Origin of the sequence: Myceligenerans pegani (assembly GCF_014892515.1) — a bacterium.
Classification (GTDB): Bacteria; Actinomycetota; Actinomycetes; order Actinomycetales; family Cellulomonadaceae; genus Myceligenerans; species Myceligenerans pegani.
This window is the reverse complement of sequence record NZ_JADBGR010000109.1, coordinates 121,219-138,349: the sequence shown is the minus strand read 5'-3', so window position 1 is coordinate 138,349 and position 17,131 is coordinate 121,219. Positions and strand designations below refer to the sequence as shown.

Annotated in this window: 14 protein-coding genes; 5 read left to right on the top strand and 9 right to left on the bottom strand. The window is 72.0% G+C overall.

All coding sequences use genetic code 11. The features are described 5' to 3' along the window. Positions 1-147 precede the first annotated feature (147 nt). On the top strand, positions 148-1,359 hold the full coding sequence (locus IIE03_RS23595; RefSeq protein WP_318843148.1) for a Fic family protein: 1,212 nt from the start codon (positions 148-150) through the stop codon (positions 1,357-1,359). Positions 1,360-1,366: 7 nt separating this feature from the next. Here the strand turns inward: IIE03_RS23595 and IIE03_RS23590 are convergent, their stop codons facing one another. Next, positions 1,367-2,206, bottom strand: a complete 840-nt coding sequence (locus IIE03_RS23590) for a rhamnogalacturonan acetylesterase (protein ID WP_192865225.1) — start codon at positions 2,204-2,206, stop codon at positions 1,367-1,369. A gap of 86 nt (positions 2,207-2,292) precedes the next feature. Then, positions 2,293-2,787 (bottom strand): tRNA (cytidine(34)-2'-O)-methyltransferase, encoded by a 495-nt coding sequence (locus IIE03_RS23585; RefSeq protein WP_192865224.1) that lies wholly within the window; start codon positions 2,785-2,787, stop codon positions 2,293-2,295. A 153-nt stretch (positions 2,788-2,940) separates the two neighbouring features. Here IIE03_RS23585 and IIE03_RS23580 point away from each other — a divergent pair, with 153 nt between their 5' ends. Continuing rightward, positions 2,941-3,453, top strand: coding sequence for a hypothetical protein (locus tag IIE03_RS23580; RefSeq protein ID WP_192865223.1), 513 nt, complete (start codon positions 2,941-2,943; stop codon positions 3,451-3,453). A gap of 153 nt (positions 3,454-3,606) precedes the next feature. On the opposite strand, the gene IIE03_RS23575 is transcribed toward IIE03_RS23580, so the two are convergent. Next, a complete protein-coding gene (locus IIE03_RS23575) occupies positions 3,607-4,326 on the bottom strand; it encodes a hypothetical protein (RefSeq protein WP_192865222.1) in 720 nt (239 codons plus the stop codon). A 162-nt stretch (positions 4,327-4,488) separates the two neighbouring features. Beyond that, positions 4,489-5,943: a helix-turn-helix domain-containing protein gene (locus IIE03_RS23570; protein ID WP_192865335.1), complete on the bottom strand. Its 1,455-nt coding sequence runs from the start codon at positions 5,941-5,943 to the stop codon at positions 4,489-4,491. A gap of 206 nt (positions 5,944-6,149) precedes the next feature. Here IIE03_RS23570 and IIE03_RS23565 point away from each other — a divergent pair, with 206 nt between their 5' ends. Further along, on the top strand, positions 6,150-8,084 hold the full coding sequence (locus tag IIE03_RS23565; protein WP_192865221.1) for a phosphoenolpyruvate carboxykinase (GTP): 1,935 nt from the start codon (positions 6,150-6,152) through the stop codon (positions 8,082-8,084). A 196-nt stretch (positions 8,085-8,280) separates the two neighbouring features. Here IIE03_RS23565 and IIE03_RS23560 read toward each other — a convergent pair whose 3' ends face one another. From IIE03_RS23560 to IIE03_RS23550, 3 genes are all read right to left on the bottom strand, one after another. Further along, a complete protein-coding gene (locus IIE03_RS23560; RefSeq protein WP_192865220.1) occupies positions 8,281-9,795 on the bottom strand; it encodes an SLC13 family permease in 1,515 nt (504 codons plus the stop codon). Between the two features lie 189 nt (positions 9,796-9,984). Next, on the bottom strand, positions 9,985-11,358 hold the full coding sequence (locus IIE03_RS23555) for an alpha/beta fold hydrolase (RefSeq protein ID WP_192865219.1): 1,374 nt from the start codon (positions 11,356-11,358) through the stop codon (positions 9,985-9,987). Between the two features lie 41 nt (positions 11,359-11,399). Further along, a complete protein-coding gene (locus IIE03_RS23550) occupies positions 11,400-12,086 on the bottom strand; it encodes an amino-acid N-acetyltransferase (protein WP_318843153.1) in 687 nt (228 codons plus the stop codon). A gap of 66 nt (positions 12,087-12,152) precedes the next feature. Between IIE03_RS23550 and IIE03_RS23545 the strand changes: the two genes are divergently transcribed. Then, the gene (locus tag IIE03_RS23545) at positions 12,153-13,913 is read left to right on the top strand and encodes a glycerol-3-phosphate dehydrogenase/oxidase (protein WP_192865218.1); all 1,761 of its coding nucleotides are present in this window, start codon (positions 12,153-12,155) and stop codon (positions 13,911-13,913) included. Positions 13,914-13,929: 16 nt separating this feature from the next. Here the strand turns inward: IIE03_RS23545 and IIE03_RS23540 are convergent, their stop codons facing one another. Further along, the gene (locus tag IIE03_RS23540) at positions 13,930-14,910 is read right to left on the bottom strand and encodes an HhH-GPD family protein (RefSeq protein WP_408632867.1); all 981 of its coding nucleotides are present in this window, start codon (positions 14,908-14,910) and stop codon (positions 13,930-13,932) included. A 181-nt stretch (positions 14,911-15,091) separates the two neighbouring features. On the opposite strand from IIE03_RS23540, the gene IIE03_RS23535 reads away from it, so the two are divergent. Continuing rightward, positions 15,092-15,832, top strand: a complete 741-nt coding sequence (locus IIE03_RS23535) for a DUF4232 domain-containing protein (protein WP_192865217.1) — start codon at positions 15,092-15,094, stop codon at positions 15,830-15,832. A gap of 201 nt (positions 15,833-16,033) precedes the next feature. On the opposite strand, the gene disA is transcribed toward IIE03_RS23535, so the two are convergent. After that, positions 16,034-17,116: a DNA integrity scanning diadenylate cyclase DisA gene (gene disA, locus IIE03_RS23530; RefSeq protein WP_192865216.1), complete on the bottom strand. Its 1,083-nt coding sequence runs from the start codon at positions 17,114-17,116 to the stop codon at positions 16,034-16,036. Positions 17,117-17,131: the final 15 nt, after the last annotated feature.

The following is a 17,131-nucleotide window of genomic DNA, read 5'->3' as shown; positions in this document are numbered from 1 at the left end:
GGCGGCAGCCTACGGGAAACGCCAGCCCGGATCCCGGAAACCCGAGCCTTCAACGACAACGGCCGTTGTTGAAGGCTAGGGCGCTAGCCTTCAACAAGATCCGCCCTTGTTGAAGGCTACGATGCTAGCCTTCAACAAGGAGAGGTGGTGTTGAAGGCTATGGAGCAGATGGCTACGTCGGCCTGGCCCGCGATCGACTACGAGGAACGCGAGTGGACCGCGCCTGCGGACGACGCGCGCCTCGACGTCTGGCAGCGACACCGGCTGTCGCGCCCCTATCGTGCCGCTCGCCTGTCGCCGATCGCGGACAGCCCGGTCGACATCTCGCGCGACCTGCTCACCCTGGTCGACGATGTGGCGTCGGACGTCGCGCGGTTCGATACGGAGATCGCGGAACTGCCTGTGACGATGCCGGCTGTGCTGCTCCGGACGGAGTCGGCGTCGAGCTCGCAGATCGAGCACCTCACAGCGAACGCTCGCAACCTTGCGATGGCAAGCCTCGGCGTCGGCGCGAAGCAGAACGCCGAGCTCGTGGCCGCGAACGTCAGAGCCATGAGCGAGGCGTTGCTCCTCGGTGACGAGGTCACGGTGGCGCAGATTCTTGCCGTGCACCGGACGCTGCTGGGGGAGTCCGAACCCGATGTCGCCGGAAGGCTCCGGCAAGAGCAGGTATGGATCGGCAGTTCGCCGATCAGCCCGCACGACGCCGACTTCGTGCCCCCGCACCACGACCACATCGAGGCAGCGCTCGACGACCTCGTGCGGTTCGCCGCACGACGCCGTGACCTGGCGCCGCTCGTGCATGCCGCCCTGGTGCACGCGCAGTTCGAGACCATCCATCCGTTCACGGACGGCAACGGCCGAACCGGTCGCGTCGTCCTTCACACGGTTCTGCGTGGTCGCGGGCTGACGCGCCACGCCACGGTGCCCGTCTCCGCGGGGCTGCTCCGTGACCCCGATCGGTACTTCGACGCGCTCACCGCGTACCGCACGGGCGACCTCGACCCCATCGTTCGACAGGTCGCCGACGCGGCCCTCGCCGCGACGGCGAACGGGAGAAAGCTGTCCCAGGACATCCTGGACATCCGTGAGGCGTGGCGGTCGCAACTCGCCGTGCGCTCCGATTCCGCCGCATGGCGACTGGTCGACGAACTCTTCGCCCAGCCCGTGGTGAACGCCGACTACGTGGCGTCGACGCTGGACGTCTCGGACCGCAGCGCGCGCAATGCGATCGATGCCCTCGAAAAGGTGGAGATCCTGGTCCCGGCCCGGAGCGCGAAGCGGCATCAGGTATGGCAGGCGGTTTCCGTGCTGACCGCGATGGACGCGTTCGCCGCCCGGGCCGGCCGCAGGGGGTGACTCGGGCTCAGTCCGGGCGTTCGGGCAGCCAGGTGAACCAGTCGTCCGACGGCGTCTCGTCCAGTCGGCGCACGTCACCGCGGCGCAGGAGGCAGGTGCTGAGCAGGCCCTCCGCGACCATGAGCGCCACGGCGGCGGCACCCCGCGGCTGGAAGTGCGTGTTGTCCTGCTCGGTGTCGGTCCAGAGGAAGTAGTTCTTGGTCTCTTCCGGGCCGAGTTCCTGCCACAGCGCGAGGGTCTGGGGTTGGACGTCGATCAGGGGAACGCCGAGTTCCGCCGCCAGCGCTCGCATGGCGTGCGGGTATTCGCCGTGGGTTTCCCGGGCGTTGCCGTCGTCGTCGAACCGGCGGCGCTCGGCGCTGGTCGCGAACACCGGCGCGGCACCGGCGGTCCGCGCCACGTCGACGTACCGGGTCAGGTACTCCTGGTACGTGGTCCAGGGATCGGTGCCGCGGGCGGGGTCCGTGATCTTCTCGTCGTTGTGCGAGAACTGGGTGAGCAGGATGTCGCCGGGTGCGATCGCCTCGGCGATCCGGTCGAGGCGGCCTTCGTCGACGAAGCTCTTCGAGCTGCGGCCGTTGCGCGCGTGGTTGGCCACCGCGACGTGCCCGGCCAGGTAGTACGGCAGAGCCATGCCCCAGCCGGCCTCAGGCGCGCTGGCCACGTCCTTGGGTGCGGCGGTGGAGTCGCCGGCGATGTGGATGGTGCGGTGGCGGCGGGCTCGGGGGCCGCGGTTCGCGGCTGCTGCTGTCTCGGATGCTGCTGCGGACCCAGCCACCGCGGCGAGCGGCACGGCGGTGAGCCCGGTCAGCACGGCACGGCGGGTCGGTTCGGTCTTCTGCTCCATTGCGTCGCGACCTCCTGGAAGGCGTTTTCCCGGAAAGGTAACGGAATTGAGAGCCGTGGGCAATGATCGTGCCGTCTGGTCGACGGTCACGCGAAGTCGCGCTGGCGCCAGGCCTCGTAGACGGCGATCGACGCCGCGTTCGTCAGGTTCAGGGAGCGCCGGCCCGGCAGCATCGGGATCGCGACCCGATCCGTGACGCGGGGGTGCGTGAGCACGTCGTCCGGCAGGCCGGTGGGCTCGGGGCCGAACAGGAGGATGTCGTCCGGGCGGTACTCGACGTCGGTGTACCGGGTGGTGGCGCGCGTCGTGAAGGCGAAGACCCGGGAGCCGGGCAGGGCGCCGAGCGCGGCGTCGAACGACGGATGCACCTCCATCACGGCGAGGTCGTGGTAGTCGAGTCCCGCCCGCTTCAGCTTCGCCTCGGACAGGTCGAAGCCGAGTGGTTCGACCAGGTGCAGCCGCGCGCCCGTGACCGCGGCGAGCCGGATCGCCGAGCCGGTGTTCCCCGGGATGCGGGGCTCGAAGTAGATGAGGTGGGCGAGCGGGGACGCGGGGCGCGAGGCGTCGGCAGAATGCGGCACGGCTCCATTCTCGCTGTCCGACGGCGGGGGTGGCTCCGCCCTCGTGCCGGTGGTCACGGTGAGCTAGATCCTCGCCGGGAGGGGTCCCGGGCTCGCGCTCCTACCGTCGGCGGTGCGCGCTCGGGGCGCGCACCTCGAGGAAAGGGGAGAGGCATGATCACGGAACTGCGCAGGCGCCTGGGCCAGGGGAGCGTCGCCATGGTCGCGGCGCTCGCGCTCACGATGCCGGCGACCGGGACCGCCGTGGCGGCGACCCCGACGACGGCGCCTGCCACGGTGGCGAACGCGATTCCCGCGGAAACCACCATGCAGGCTGCGGCCGGCGGCTGGTCGATTCGCACGGTGGACCGGTGTACTGGAACCCGGATCCGGCACAAGCCGATCAAGGCCGGCAGGACGACGGTCGGGTGGGTGAACGTGTACCGGGGGAGCGGGAAGCGGAAGTGTGCCCGCGTCATCCACGCGGGGCCGACCTGGGGCAAGGCCCGAGACACCGAGGTCATCGTCTGGCACACGGCGTACGGCATGGCGTCGAGCGGCGGCACGGCCCGCTACAAGTCGGCCGGCATCCTCGCCAGGGGTATCGGGTGCATCAACGTGCGCGGCACCATCTACTGGAACGGCAAGACCCGGGGCAAGGAGGTCCACCGCGTGTGCACCAGCTGAGCCCGCTACCTGGCCGGGTGGCGGCGGGAACGCGATGAGAGAGGTTCCCGCCATCGCGGGTGGGCACGCAGGAACCGAAGAACCGAGGCGGTAGATCCTGTGGGACCTACCGCCTCGGCACCTCTGACGCCGCCGACCGGTCCCTCCCCCGGATCACGCCGCCAGGAGGCTCGGCATCGACGCCACCAGGTAGGTGCTGGCCGCGACCACCTGCCCCGGGGCCAGGTCCGGCTCGCCCGCCGGGACGCAGAGCGTCACCTCGAAGCCGCCCGTGCGGACCTGGGCCGCCGTGAACGCCTGACCGGTGCGCTCCACCTCGTGCCGCGTCACGTCGAGCACGGTCCCGTTCACGCGCGCCACGGCGTCGACCTGCATGGTGAACGCACCGTCCGGGCTGAACGACTCCGGTTCGAAGCGCATCGGCTCGCCGCCGTCGTCAGCGGCTTCCTCGCCCGCGAAGGTCATCCGGCTGGCGTCGGACGCCAGGAACTCGTCCGGCCCGTCGAACACCTCCACCGAGCGCCCGAGTCCCACGATGCAGGCGTCGCCGGCGGGCACGTCCTCGGCGTCGCCCAGCAACTGGAGCTCCTCGAGCTCGCAGGCCACACCGGCGAGGACGTCGTCGTCGGCGTCCACGATCTCGGCGATGGCGAGGCCGCCGTCGGCCGCCCGCACGTCCGCGAGGCGCGCGCCGAGCGGCCCCGCGTACGACGTCGTCACCGCACGCACCAGGTCGCCCTCGGTCGTGATGATCAACCGCGCACCCGTGGCGTCGGTCCAGACGTACAGGGTCGCCTCGCGCTCCTCCGCGATCACCTTCGCCTCGGGGAGGACCCCCTGCACCAGGTCCCGGAAACCGCTCCGGGTCTTCACGTCCAGTCCGATACACGCGAGATTCGTAGCCACGGCCCCAGAAACTACCTGTAGCCCCTGTGAACTCGTATCCGATCGGTCATGGAACGACCGAACCGCGACACGATCGGCCCGTTCGAGAACCGACCGACCAGTCGCGCCGACGCCGTCGGCCGCCGCCCCTCACTCCGGCGCGTGCCGATCCAGGAACGCGTACACCTCGGCATCATCCACCCCGGGGAACGCGCCGCGCGGGAGGGCCGCCAGGACCTGCTGATGCATCCGCGCCGACGGCCACGCCTCGCCGGACCAGCGCTCGGCGAGCTCCGGCGCCGGGCGCACGCAGCACGCCGGGTCCGGGCACGTGGACACCTTCCGCACTCGCGTGTCCCGCCCGCGGAACCACTTCGCGTGCGCGTAGGGCACGCCGACGGTGATGGAGAACGCCCCCGTGTCGCCCGACCCGGTCTGCGTCGAGCACCAGTACGTCCCGGTGGGAGTGTCCGTGTACTGGTAGTACTCGGTCGCCACGTCGCGGCGGTCGAACGCCTCGCGCGCGGCCCAGCGGCGGCAGAGGAGCTGCCCCTCGATCGCACCCGTCGGGTCCTGGGGGAAGCGCAGACCGTCGTTCTCGTAGCCGCGGAACAGCGCGCCGTCGTCCCCGACGCGCAGGAAGTGGAGCGGGATGCCGAGCTTCACCGTGGCCAGGTTGGTCAGCCGCATGGCCGCCGCCTCGTGCGTGACGCCGAACGCGTCCCGGAAGTCCTCGACCGCCAGGTCCCGCTCGCGCTTGCGCTCCTCCAGGAACGGCACCGCGACGAACTGCGGCACCAGGCAGGCCGCCGCGAAGTAGGTGATCTCGACCCGCTGCCGCAGGAACTCCGCGTAGGAGCGCGGCCGCTCGTGCTCCAGGACCCGGTGCGCGATCGCCTGCAGCGCCAGGGATCGCAGCCCGTGGCCGCCGGGGACCGACGCCGGGGGCAGGTAGATCCGGCCGTTGCGCAGGTCGGTCACGCTGCGTGCCGACCGCGGCAGGTCGTTCACGTGCAGGATCGTGAACCCCAGCCGCTCGGCCAGGACGGCGACGGTACGGTGCGTGAGCGCCCCGCCCGTGTAGCCGGCGTCGCGCACCAGATCCTCGGCGAGCTGCTCGAACTGCGGGAAGTAGTTGTCCCGTGCCTGACGCTCCAGCCGCAGCTCCGTGTTGGCGCGGCGCGCCTCCTCGGGCGTCGCGATCGCCTCCTCGGCCCGCCGGGCCAGCTCGTCGTGCAGGCCGACGAGCTGCTCCAGCACCGGCGTCGCCAGCTTCTGCGACGGCTTGACGGCCGGCAGCCCGAGCCCGGCGAAGAGCGGTCCGCGCTGGTGGCGGTCCAGTGCGATCTCCAGCGCGGCCCGGCGCGACGGCGGCTCGGGGTCGAGCAGCTCGTTCAGGGACAGGCCGAGCGCGGCGGCGATCGAGCGGAGCAGCGAGAGCTTCGGCTCCCGGCGCCCGTTCTCGATCAGGCTGAGCAGGCTCGGCGCGGCGTCCACCCGCTCGCCGAGCCGGTCGAGCGTGAGCCCGGCGCCGGTCCGCGCGTGCCGGATACGCCGTCCGAGCGTGATGAGGTCGGGCTCGTCGCCCGCCGTTCCGGCCGTGATGTTCGTGTCCGACGACGGCCGCTGGGTGGTCACGTCTGCTCACGTCCTTCGCACTGGGAGGGTGTGTGCGCCAGATCACGCGCACAGGTGCTCGCCGCTTCAGCATACGTAAAGATCTGCCGATCTTCACAGCCATTGGCGTGGAAAATCGGGCCTGATTCGGGTGAGAGTGGAAACCCAGCCACTTGTTGCAGATGGGAGCCAGCATGTCGTTCCTCGCCAACCCTCGCCGGACCAGATTCGTCGCCGAGCTCGTCTCGGAGACCTCCGAGGCCGGGCCATCCTTCGGCGCCGGCGTCTCTCTCCAGGCAACACGTCCCGAGGACCCGGCCGCGACCGCCGTCGGGCACCAGCTCGACGTCAGGGCATGGGTGAACGACATCGCCGAACTCACCCAGCCCGACGAGATCGTCTGGTGCGACGGGTCCCCCGAGGAGAAGCAGCGGCTCATCGACCAGATGGTCGGGGCCGGCACGCTCACCAAGCTGAACGAGGAGAAGCGCCCCGGCTCCTACCTCGCTCGCTCCAACCCGGCGGACGTGGCCCGCGTCGAGTCCCGTACCTTCATCTGCTCCCGCGAAGAGGAGGACGCCGGCCCCACCAACAACTGGGTCGCCCCCGACGCGATGCGCGCGGAGCTGAACGGCGTCTTCGCCGGCTCCATGCAGGGCCGCACCATGTACGTCGTGCCGTTCTCGATGGGGCCCGTCGGCGGCCCGATCTCCCAGGTGGGGATCGAGATCACCGACTCGCCGTACGTCGTCGTGTCCATGCACGTCATGACCCGGGTGTCGGCGAAGGTCGTCGACCTGATCGACGGCGGTCAGCAGTGGGTCCCGGCTGTGCACTCGGTCGGCGCGCCGCTCGCCGACGGCGAGGCCGACGTCCCGTGGCCCTGCAACGACACGAAGTACATCGTGCACTTCCCGGAGACCCGGGAGATCTGGTCCTACGGCTCCGGATACGGCGGCAACGCCCTGCTCGGCAAGAAGTGCTTCGCGCTGCGGATCGCCTCCGCGATGGCGCGCGACGAGGGCTGGCTCGCCGAGCACATGCTGCTGATCCGCGCGACGTCACCCGCGGGGAAGCAGTTCCACCTGGCCGCCGCGTTCCCGAGCGCCTGCGGCAAGACGAACCTCGCGATGCTGCAGCCCACGATCCCGGGCTGGAAGGTCGAGACCCTCGGCGACGACATCGTGTGGATGCGGCCCGGCCCGGACGGCTCGCTGCGCGCCATCAACCCGGAGGCGGGCTTCTTCGGCGTCGCGCCCGGCACGGGCGAGGGCACCAACCCGGTCGCGGTCCGCACGTTCGAGCACGACACGATCTTCACCAACGTCGCCCTGACCGACGACGGCGACGTCTGGTGGGAGGGCCTGACCGACGAGCCGCCGGCGCACCTGACCGACTGGCAGGGCCGCGACTGGACGCCGGACTCGGACGAGCCGGCCGCGCACCCGAACTCGCGGTTCACGGTCTCGGCGGCGCAGTGCCCGACCATCGCCGACACGTGGGAGGACCCGGCGGGCGTGCCGGTGGACGCGATCATCTTCGGCGGTCGCCGCGCGACGAACGTGCCGCTCGTCACCCAGTCGCTGGGCTGGGAGCACGGCGTGTTCATGGGCGCCACGATCTCCTCGGAGCGCACCGCGGCAGCGGAGGGCACCGTCGGCGAGCTGCGCCGCGACCCGTTCGCGATGATGCCGTTCTGCGGCTACAACATGGCCGACCACTGGGCGCACTGGCTGTCCGTGGGCGACTCGGTGGGCACCGCCAAGCGGCCGCTGATCTTCCAGGTCAACTGGTTCCGCAAGGGCGCCGACGGCTCGTTCCTCTGGCCGGGCTTCGGCGAGAACTCGCGCGTGATCGAGTGGATCGCGGGGCAGGTCGAGGCCGCGCGGGGCGAGGGTGAGGACCGGTCGGTGGCGTCCGCCGTCGGCCGCGTGCCCGCCCCCGGGACGCTGAACACCGACGGGCTCGACCTTCCGGCGGAGGACCTCGAGGCGCTGTTCGACGTGCCGGCCGGGCCCTGGCTCACGGAGGCCGACCTCACCGAGGAGTTCTTCGCACGGTTCGGTGATCACGTGCCGTCCGCGCTCTACAAGCAGCTGGCGAACCTCCGCGACCGCCTGGACGGCTGAGCGGAGCACCCGAGGACGCGCTGAGCGCCGCCCGCGAGGGCGTCACCCGTCTGCGTCCCCCCAGTCCCCCGGCCGGGAAATTGAGGCAGACCGACCGGGACCACCCCCGTCACGGGGCGCCGAGGCGGTAGGTCCACAAGACCTACCGCCTCGGGATTCGTCCAGGGCTTCGCTGCCGGGCCCGCGGCGACGCGGATCAGACGAGGATCGTGATCACCAAGGCGTAGACGGTGGCCATGATCAGGACGATCCCCGCCACGTTCAGCAGGACGCCGCCCTTGACCATCTGGCCGATGGTGATCTGACCCGAGCCGAACACGATCGCGTTCGGCGGGGTCGCCACGGGCAGCATGAACGCCATCGTCGCGGCGAGGGCCGTGGGCACGAGGAGCATGAGCGGCTCGATGCCGAGGCCGCCCGCCACGCCGGCCATGACCGGCAGGAACGTCGCCGTCGTCGCGGTGTTCGAGGTCAGTTCGGTGAGGAAGATGACCACGACGATCACGGCCAGCACGACGACCCAGACGGGGACCCCGGCCAGGCCTGCGACCTGCTCACCGATCCAGGTCGACAGGCCGGTCTGCCCGAACTGCGCGGACAGGGCGAGGCCGCCGCCGAACAGCAGGAGGATGCCCCACGGCAGCTCCTTCATCGCGGACCAGTCGAGCGTGCGCTGCCCGTCGCGCGTGGCGGGGATGAGGAAGAGCGCCAGCGCTGCGGCGATCGCCACCATGGCGTCGTCGTACGTGTCGATCCACGGATTGGCGGCCACGAACGAGTCGGACTGGCCGAGCGCGCCGAACACGATCCAGGCCGTGGCCGCCGCGGCGAACACGGCGGCGACCGTCCACTCCCCGCGGCTCAGGCGCCCCATCGCGGCGACCTCGTCCCGGAGCATCTGCCGCGCCTCGCCGATCCCCTCTGTTCCCGGGCGGAACGCGACACGCGTCAGCACGAGCCACGCCACGACCAGGAACACGGCGGCGAGCGGCACGCCGACCAGCATCCACTCGGCGAACCCGATCGAGATCCCGTACTCCTCCTGCACGAAGCCGCGCAGCAGCGTGTTCGGCGGGGTCCCGATCAGCGTGGAGACGGAGCCGATGGAGGCGGCGTAGGCGATGCCGAGCAGCAGCGCGGTCGCGAGGTTCTTGTCCGGCTCGCGGGAGTTGACCAGTGCGAGCACGGCGAGCCCCACCGGGAACATCATGATCGCGGTCGCGGTGTTGCTGACCCACATGGACACCAGCGCGGTGGCCAGCATGAAGCCGCCCACGAGCGCGACCGGGTTCGTGCCGACGCGCGACACGATGCTCAGCGCGAACCGGCGGTGCAGGTTCCACCGCTGCATCGCGAGGCCGAGCACGAAACCGCCCATGAACAGCCAGATGATCGGGTTCGCATACGGCGTGACCACGGCCGCCATGCCGATGGCGCCGCCCTCCTCGGACGTGAAGTCCTCGAGGAAGGGGAACGCGACCATCGGGATGAGCGCGGTGGCGGCGAGCGGGATCGCCTCCGTCATCCACCACACGGCCATGAGCGCGGCGACCGCCGCGACGAACCGCGCGGAGGAGTTGAGGTCGCCGGGCAGGATCAGGTACACGAGCGCGCCGAGCACGACGCCGGCCGCCAGGCCGACGACGCGCCGCCGCCGCACCGCGGGGGTGGGCGGTGCTTCGCTGGGGATGGTGACTTCGGTCGTCGACATGCGGACCTCCCGGTTCGACCCGCCGTTGGGTCAGGAACAAATCACGCCATCCGGACCATACTAGTGTGAGGTGGATCACATCAAGGTGACGGCGGGCCGTGCCGCCGGCCGGCGCGCGGGCGACGTCGCAGGCCGGCGTGATCGACGAGGCAGGGCGTCCGGTGCGGGTGCGACCACCCGGCGGCCACGTCAGCGCAGCGGACCGCCGCGGGCGTCCAGGCGGTTCAGGAGGGTGGCGAACGTGTTGCCGAGGCGGAGACCGTCGTGCTCGAACTCGTTCGTCACCCACGCCTCCGTGTTGCCGACGTGGGCGGCCGTGTCCAGCGAGAACCCCGCGTCCACGAACATGTCGTCGTGATAGACGACGGCCTCGACGGGCACCTCGTTCGAGGCCAGGCGATCCAGGTCGTACAGATCGCCCCAGTCCTCCCAGACGGCCAGGGCGTCGGCCGCGGCGGCGAACGGCCGGAGCGCCGGGATCTCGGAGAACATCCAGGGGTAGATCATCTCGCCGGTCAGCAGCAGCGGGCGCGCGCCCTCGGCGAAAGCAGGGTCCGCATCGCGCACGGACTGCGCCGCCCAGGCCGTCGGGCCGGTGTGGGACTGCGCGTAGATCGGCTCGTGCAGCACCGCGTACAGCGGGCGGCCGACGAAGTCGGTCGCCGCGGCGACCGACGCCAGGAACGTGTCGGTGAGGTCCGCGTCGGGTGTACCCGCCGGGCCGCCGGCCACGCCGATGTCCGACGCCGCCGTGCCCGCCCCGCCACGTCCGCCGTCGTCGTCGGCGAGGCCGTCGAAGGCCTCGTCGAGGATCCAGTGGACGCGCTCGAAGCCCGGGCCCATGCCGAAGTCCATGCCCAGGCTCTGCAGGCGGCGGACGCTGAGCGGGGAGCCGTCGGGCAGCGTGGTGTCGCCGACGGCGAGCCGGTCGGCGATCCGCCCCAGCAGTCCCGCGGTGTGCGGGTAGCGTGCGCGGAACCGGGCGTTCTTGCCGGCGACGCGCGGCTGCGTGCGCTCGTACACCTCGCGGGCCGACGCCGTCAGGCTGGGCAGTCCGCCCGTCACCAGGCTCGCGTTCACGCCCTCGGGCGCCAGCGACAGGTACGTCATCGTGATGAACCCGCCGTACGACTGGCCGAGGGTCGTCCAGCGCCTGCCCTCGTAGACGGAGTCGCGGATGTACTCGGCGTCGCGGACGATGTCGTCCCCGCGGAAGTGCGTGAGGTACTCGGCCTGGGCGTGCGCGTCGCCGAGGGCGTTCAGGGCGTCCGCGCGGACCGCGGTGGACCGGCCGGTGCCACGCTGGTCGAGCAGCACCACCCGGAATCGTTCCAGCGCCGAGCCGACCCAGCCGTCCGGGCCCGTGGGTCGCGGTCCCTTGCCGCCGGGGCCGCCCTGCAGGAAGACGAGCAGCGGAAGGTCGTCCCGCCGCTTCGTGGGGTCGACGAGCTCGCGGAAGAAGACGCTCAGCGTGCGCCCGTCGTCGGGATCCGACCAGTCGAGCGGGACCTCGACGGTGCGATCGGTGACATGGACGCCGGGCAGGGTGTAGCTGATGGACACGCCCCCACCCTAGGAGCCGTCGACCTCGTGGTCGACGGGCGTCACAGCTCGAGGAGCATGCGGGAGTTACCCAGGGTGTTCGGCTTCACGCGGGCCAGGTCAAGGAACTCGGCGACGCCGTCGTCGTGCGAGCGCAGCAGCTCCGCGTAGACCTCGGGGCTCACCGGCGTGCTGTCGATCTCCTCGAAGCCGTGCTTGCGGAAGAACTCCACCTCGAACGTCAGGCAGAAGACCCGGCGCAGGCCGAGGCCGCGCGCGCGGTCGAGCAGGCCCTCCACGAGCTCGTGCCCGACGCGCCGTCCGCGCGAGCCCGGGTCGACCGCGAGCGTACGGATCTCGGCGAGGTCCTCCCACATGACGTGCAGGGCACCGCAGCCGACGACGGCGGTCGCTGCGGACGTGCCGGTCTTCTCGGGGCCGACGACGGCGGTCGTGGCGTAGCCGGGCGCGGACGTGGCGGTGCGCTCGGGGCTCGCGGTGCCGGATACGGCAGGGCCGGGTGCTGGAGCGGCCGTGCGTTCGGGGCTCTCGACGCCGGATACGGCACCTGCGGAACCGGCCCTGCCCGGGCCGTCGTCGTCCATCGAGACCTCCGCGACCAGGAACTCCTGCACCGCCTCGTAGTACCCGACCCACTCCTTGGCCAGCAGGATCCGCTGCTGGGCGTACGGCTCCACGAGGGCGCGGATCGCCCGCACGTCGGCGGGCCTCGCGGGCCTGATGTTCACGGTCACGCCGCCCACAGTACGCGTGCTGCCCTTGCCTGCGTCCTCGTCCCGTGGTGGATTGGCGACATGGCATCTACCCGGCTGACCGCAGAGTCCCGAGCCCAGGCCCTGGCCACCCTCGAGGCGAGTACGGACATCACCACCGAGCTCGACGTGCTGGTCGTCGGCGGCGGCGTGACCGGTGCCGGCATCGCGCTCGACGCCGTGACCCGCGGGCTGTCGACCGCCCTCGTCGAGGCGCAGGACTGGGCCCAGGGCACCTCGAGCCGCAGCAGCAAGCTGGTCCACGGCGGCCTGCGGTACCTGCAGATGCTCGACTTCGACCTGGTCCACGAGGCCCTCACCGAGCGCGACCTGCTCCTGCGCGACCTCGCGCCGCACCTGGTCCGGCCGGTGCCGTTCCTCTACCCGCTGGAGCACCGCGTCTGGGAGCGCGCGTACGTCGGCACGGGCATCGCGCTGTACGACGTCCTGGCGACCCTCACCCCCGGTCGCCGCCCGATGCCCTTCCACCGCCATCTGACCAAGGCGCAGATGGAGGCGAAGTTCCCGGACCTCGCGCACGACGCCGCAGTCGGCGCCGTGCAGTACTGGGACGCGTCGGTCGACGACGCCCGCCTCGTGACCACGCTCGTGCGGACCGCCGCGTCCTACGGCGCGCACGTCGCGAGCCGCACGCAGGTGGTCGGGCTGACGCAGGGCAGCACGGGCGCGGTGAACGGCGCCGTCGTCGTCGACCTGGAGACCGGCCGGGAGATCACGGTGCGCGCTCGCGCGGTGATCAACGCGACCGGCGTGTGGACGGAGGAGACGCAGGAGCTGGCCGGCCAGCCGGACAGCCCGGCGGGCGGCCTGCACGTGCTCGCGTCGAAGGGCATCCACCTGGTGGTGCCGCGCGACCGGATCCGCGGTCACGTCGGACTGATCCTGCAGACCGAGAAGTCCGTGCTGTTCGTCATCCCCTGGTCGCGGTACTGGATCATCGGCACCACGGACACGCCCTGGCAGCTCGACCCCGTGAACCCGGTGGCCACCAGCGCCGACGTCGACTACGTGCTCGAGCACGCCAACTCGGTGCTCGCGCACCCGCTCACCCGGGAGGACGTCATCGGCACGTACGCGGGTCTGCGGCCGCTCCTGCAGCCGGGCACGAAGGCGGGCACGTCGAGCGCGAAGGTGTCGCGTGAGCACACCGTCGCCTCGCCCACGGCGGGACTCACCGTGATCGCGGGCGGCAAGCTCACCACGTACCGGGTGATGGCCAAGGACGCCGTCGACTTCGCCATCGGGCAGCGAGCGGCCGCGCTGCCGAGCATCACCCACCAGATCCCGCTCACGGGCGCGGTCGGGCTCCGGGCGGTCCAGCGCCAGGCGCGGGCGTGGGCGAAGCGGTTCGGCTGGAACCCGCCGATGGTGGACCACCTGCTGCACCGCTACGGCTCCAACCTGACCGACCTGGTGGAGCTGTGCGAGGCGGATCCGGGTCTGGCCGCGCCGCTGGAGCACGCGCCCGCCTACCTGCGCGCCGAGGTGCATCACGCCGTCACGCACGAGGGGGCGCTGCACCTGGAGGACGTGCTCGCGCACCGCACCCGCCTCGTCTACGAGGTGGCGGACCGCGGCGTCGACGCCGCGGCCGAGGTGGCCGACGTCGTGGCGCCGCTGCTCGGCTGGGACGACGCCGTGAGGCAGCGCGAGATCGACGGCTGGCGCAGGCGGATCGACGCCGAACTGGAGGCGCTGCGCGCGCCGGACGACGAGACCGCGGAGGAAGCGGTCCGGGCCGCGGACGAGATCGCCCCGTGGCAGCCGCTGCGGACGTCGTAGGGCTGCGTGCGGGGCGTCAGTTTCCCGGGGCGTTCGGCAGGTGGAGACGGCCCGAGGGGTCCTGTTCCGCCAGGCCGTCCTCGATGAGGCCCGCGATGGCGCGGTCGAGCTGAGCCAGGCGGGCGGCGACGTCCGATCGGGCGGGAGTGCGCCCGGCGCCGTCGTCGGCCGCTGTCCCGGCGCTCCGCACCCAGGCCTCGACGAGGACGCCGCGGTCCACGGGCCCGTCGGCCTCGCGGAGCGTTGCCATGACGCGGCCGCGGCACTGCCGGTCCGTCCCGTGCCAGGCCTGGGTACGACGGCGGCCCGCGTGCTCGTCGGGTGGTGAGCCCGCGGTCCTCCACGCACAGAGCCCGGCCACCGGGCAGGCGTCGCAGCGTGGTGAGCGGGCGGTGCAGACGAGGGCGCCGAGCTCCATGGACGCGGCGGCCCACCGGGCGGCCTCGGCGTCGCCGGCCGGGGCGATCGCCGTCGCGAGGGCGCGCTCGGCCGCCGTGTACGACGGCGCCGGCAGGGCTGTCCCTCCGATCGTGCGGGCCAGCACCCGGCGCACGTTGGTGTCGACGACGACGGCGCGGCGCCCGTACGCGAACGCGAGCACGGCGGCGGCCGTGTACTCGCCGATCCCGGGCAGGGCGCGGAGCTCGTCCTCGGTGCGGGGGACGGCGCCGTCGTGCCGCTCGACCACGGCGGCGGCGCACTCCTGCAGCCGCAGGGCGCGGCGCGGGTAGCCCAGACGGCCCCAGGCGCGCAGCACGTCGGCCGTGTCGGCGCGGGCGAGGTCGGCGGGCTCAGGCCAGCGCTCCATCCACGACCGCCAGACGGGCTCGACCCGGACGACGGGGGTCTGCTGCAACATCACCTCGCTGACCAGGACGCCCCACGCGGTCCGGTCGGGGGCGCGCCACGGCAGGTCACGGGCGGTGCGGGCGAACCAGTCGGTGATGGCGGCGCGCAGGACGGCGTGCGCGGCGGATCCGGCGGTGGAGGACGTCACGGGAACCCATTGTCTCCCGAAGGCAACCTCTGTGGTCGGGGTCCGCCGTGTGGTCGGGCTCGCGCCGGTGGTTCGGCGGGGAGTGCGGAGACGGCGGCGCGGCTTCCGCGGGGGCGGGGAGGTAGTTGCCTACTGTTGGTCCCGTTCACCTTGGTCGGGACCGTGGAGTTGGGGAGTGTCGGTGCAGGCAGCGGAACGGGGGGCCGCCGGGCGGGGTCCGGTGGTGGTGGTCGTGCTGCTCGTCGCGGTACTGGTGCTGGTCGGCGTGCTGGTGGCACCCGCGGTCTGGCCCGAGGCGCCCCCGCCGATCGTGAGCGACGCCAAGGTGCATCCACCCGCGCCGGCCGATCCGGGCGGCTCCACCCGCACCTGCGACGCCGACGAGCTCGACGTCCGGCTCGCCGCGGACCGCACCACCGTGACGGCGGGCGAGCCGGTGGTGTTCACCGTGTCGCTGGAGAACGCCGGCGCGACGCCGTGCCTCGTGGACGGCGCGGACGCGAACCGTCCGGTGACCGTGTGGGCCGGCGAACCGGGGCGTGACGCGGAGCGGGTGTGGTCGTCCGGGGACTGCGACGAGGCCGAGCGCATGCTGCTGCTCGGCCCCGGCTCGGTCGACACGCAGGAGGTCCGGTGGTCGGACGTGCGCTCCGCGCCGGGATGCGAGCGGGTGGAGAAGCCGATCGAGCCCGGGATCTACAGCGCCCAGGTGACGGTGGCCGATGTGGACGGCGCGGCCAGCCAGGTGGTGCAGCTGACCCGGCCGGAGCCGCCCGAGCCGAGCCCGTCGCCGTCGAGGTCGGGGAAGTCGGGGTCGGGGAAGTCGGGGTCGGAGAAATCGGGGTCGACGTCCGCGTCGCCGTCAGCGAGCGCGACGCCGACGGACGAGTCGAACGGGGACGCCGGCGGGGCGGACGAGTAGCACGGTCCGTTCTCGAGTCCCGCGTACCAGAGCTGGACGACGCCGGCATGACCAGCCGATCCCAGGCGAGCCGCCCGAAAGACTGACAGTCCGTTCTCGAGTGATCGGCCGACCACGTGCCTGGATGGCGGGCCGGGGCGGGGCCTGTGGGGCGATGCTTCGGTCACAGGCCGGTGTTGCAGGGCGGCGGATCGATCGGAGTCAGACGTAGCGTTCCAGGATGCTGGACTCCGCCATGCGGGAGAGGCCCTCGCGGATGGCGCGGGCGCGCTGGTCGCCGACGCCGTCGACCGACATGAGGTCGTCGACGCTGGCCGCCAGCAGCTTCTGCAGACTGCTGAAGTGGGCGACGAGCCGCTCGATGGTGGCGTTCGGCAGCCGGGGAACCTTGGACAGCAGCCGGTAGCCGTGCGGTGCGACGGCGGCGTCGAGCGCGTCACCCCCGCCGGGCATGTCGAGCACCCGCCCGATCTGTGACAGGTCCAGGAGCTGCTGGAACGTCAGCGTGCTGAGGGCCTGCTGCACCTCGTCCAGCGTGCGGCCCTTGCGCCCGAGCACGTAGTCGCGGATGACGAACTCACGGTCGGAGCCGACGTCGCCGATGAGCTCGTCGAGCTGGAGCGCGAGCAGCCGGCCGTCGACGCCGAGTTCGATGACGTAGCCCTTGATCTCGTCGGAGATGCGCCCGACCATCTCGAGACGCTGCACCACGGAGCAGACGTCGCGTACGGTGACCAGATCCTCGATCTCCAGCGCCGACAGGGTCCCGGACACCTCGTCGAGGCGGGCACGATAACGCTCCAGGGTGGCCAGCGCCTGGTTCGCCCGGCCGAGGATCGTGTCCGAGTCCTCGAGCACGTGCCGCTTGCCGCCCACGTAGAGGGCGACGATCCGCATCGACTGGCTCACCGAGATGACCGGGAAGCCCGTCTGCTTGGAGACGCGCTGGGCGGTGCGATGCCTGGTGCCGGACTCGGAGGTCTCGATGGTGGGATCGGGGAGGAGCTGGACGGCCGCGCGGCGGATGCGGCCGGCGGTGCGGTCGAGGACGACCGCGCCGTCCATCTTGGACAGCTCGCGGAGACGGGTCGCGGAGAACTCGACGTCGAGCTCGAAACCGCCGGAGCACATCTCCTCGACGGATTCGTCGAGGCCGAACACGATCAGGGCACCGGTACGGCCCCGCAGGATGCGTTCGAGCCCGTCACGCAACTCGGTTCCGGGCGCCACGGCGGCCAGCGTCTCGCGGAGAAGTTCTTCTGCTTCCGTCGGTGTCGTGGCCACGGAGAAATCCTACGT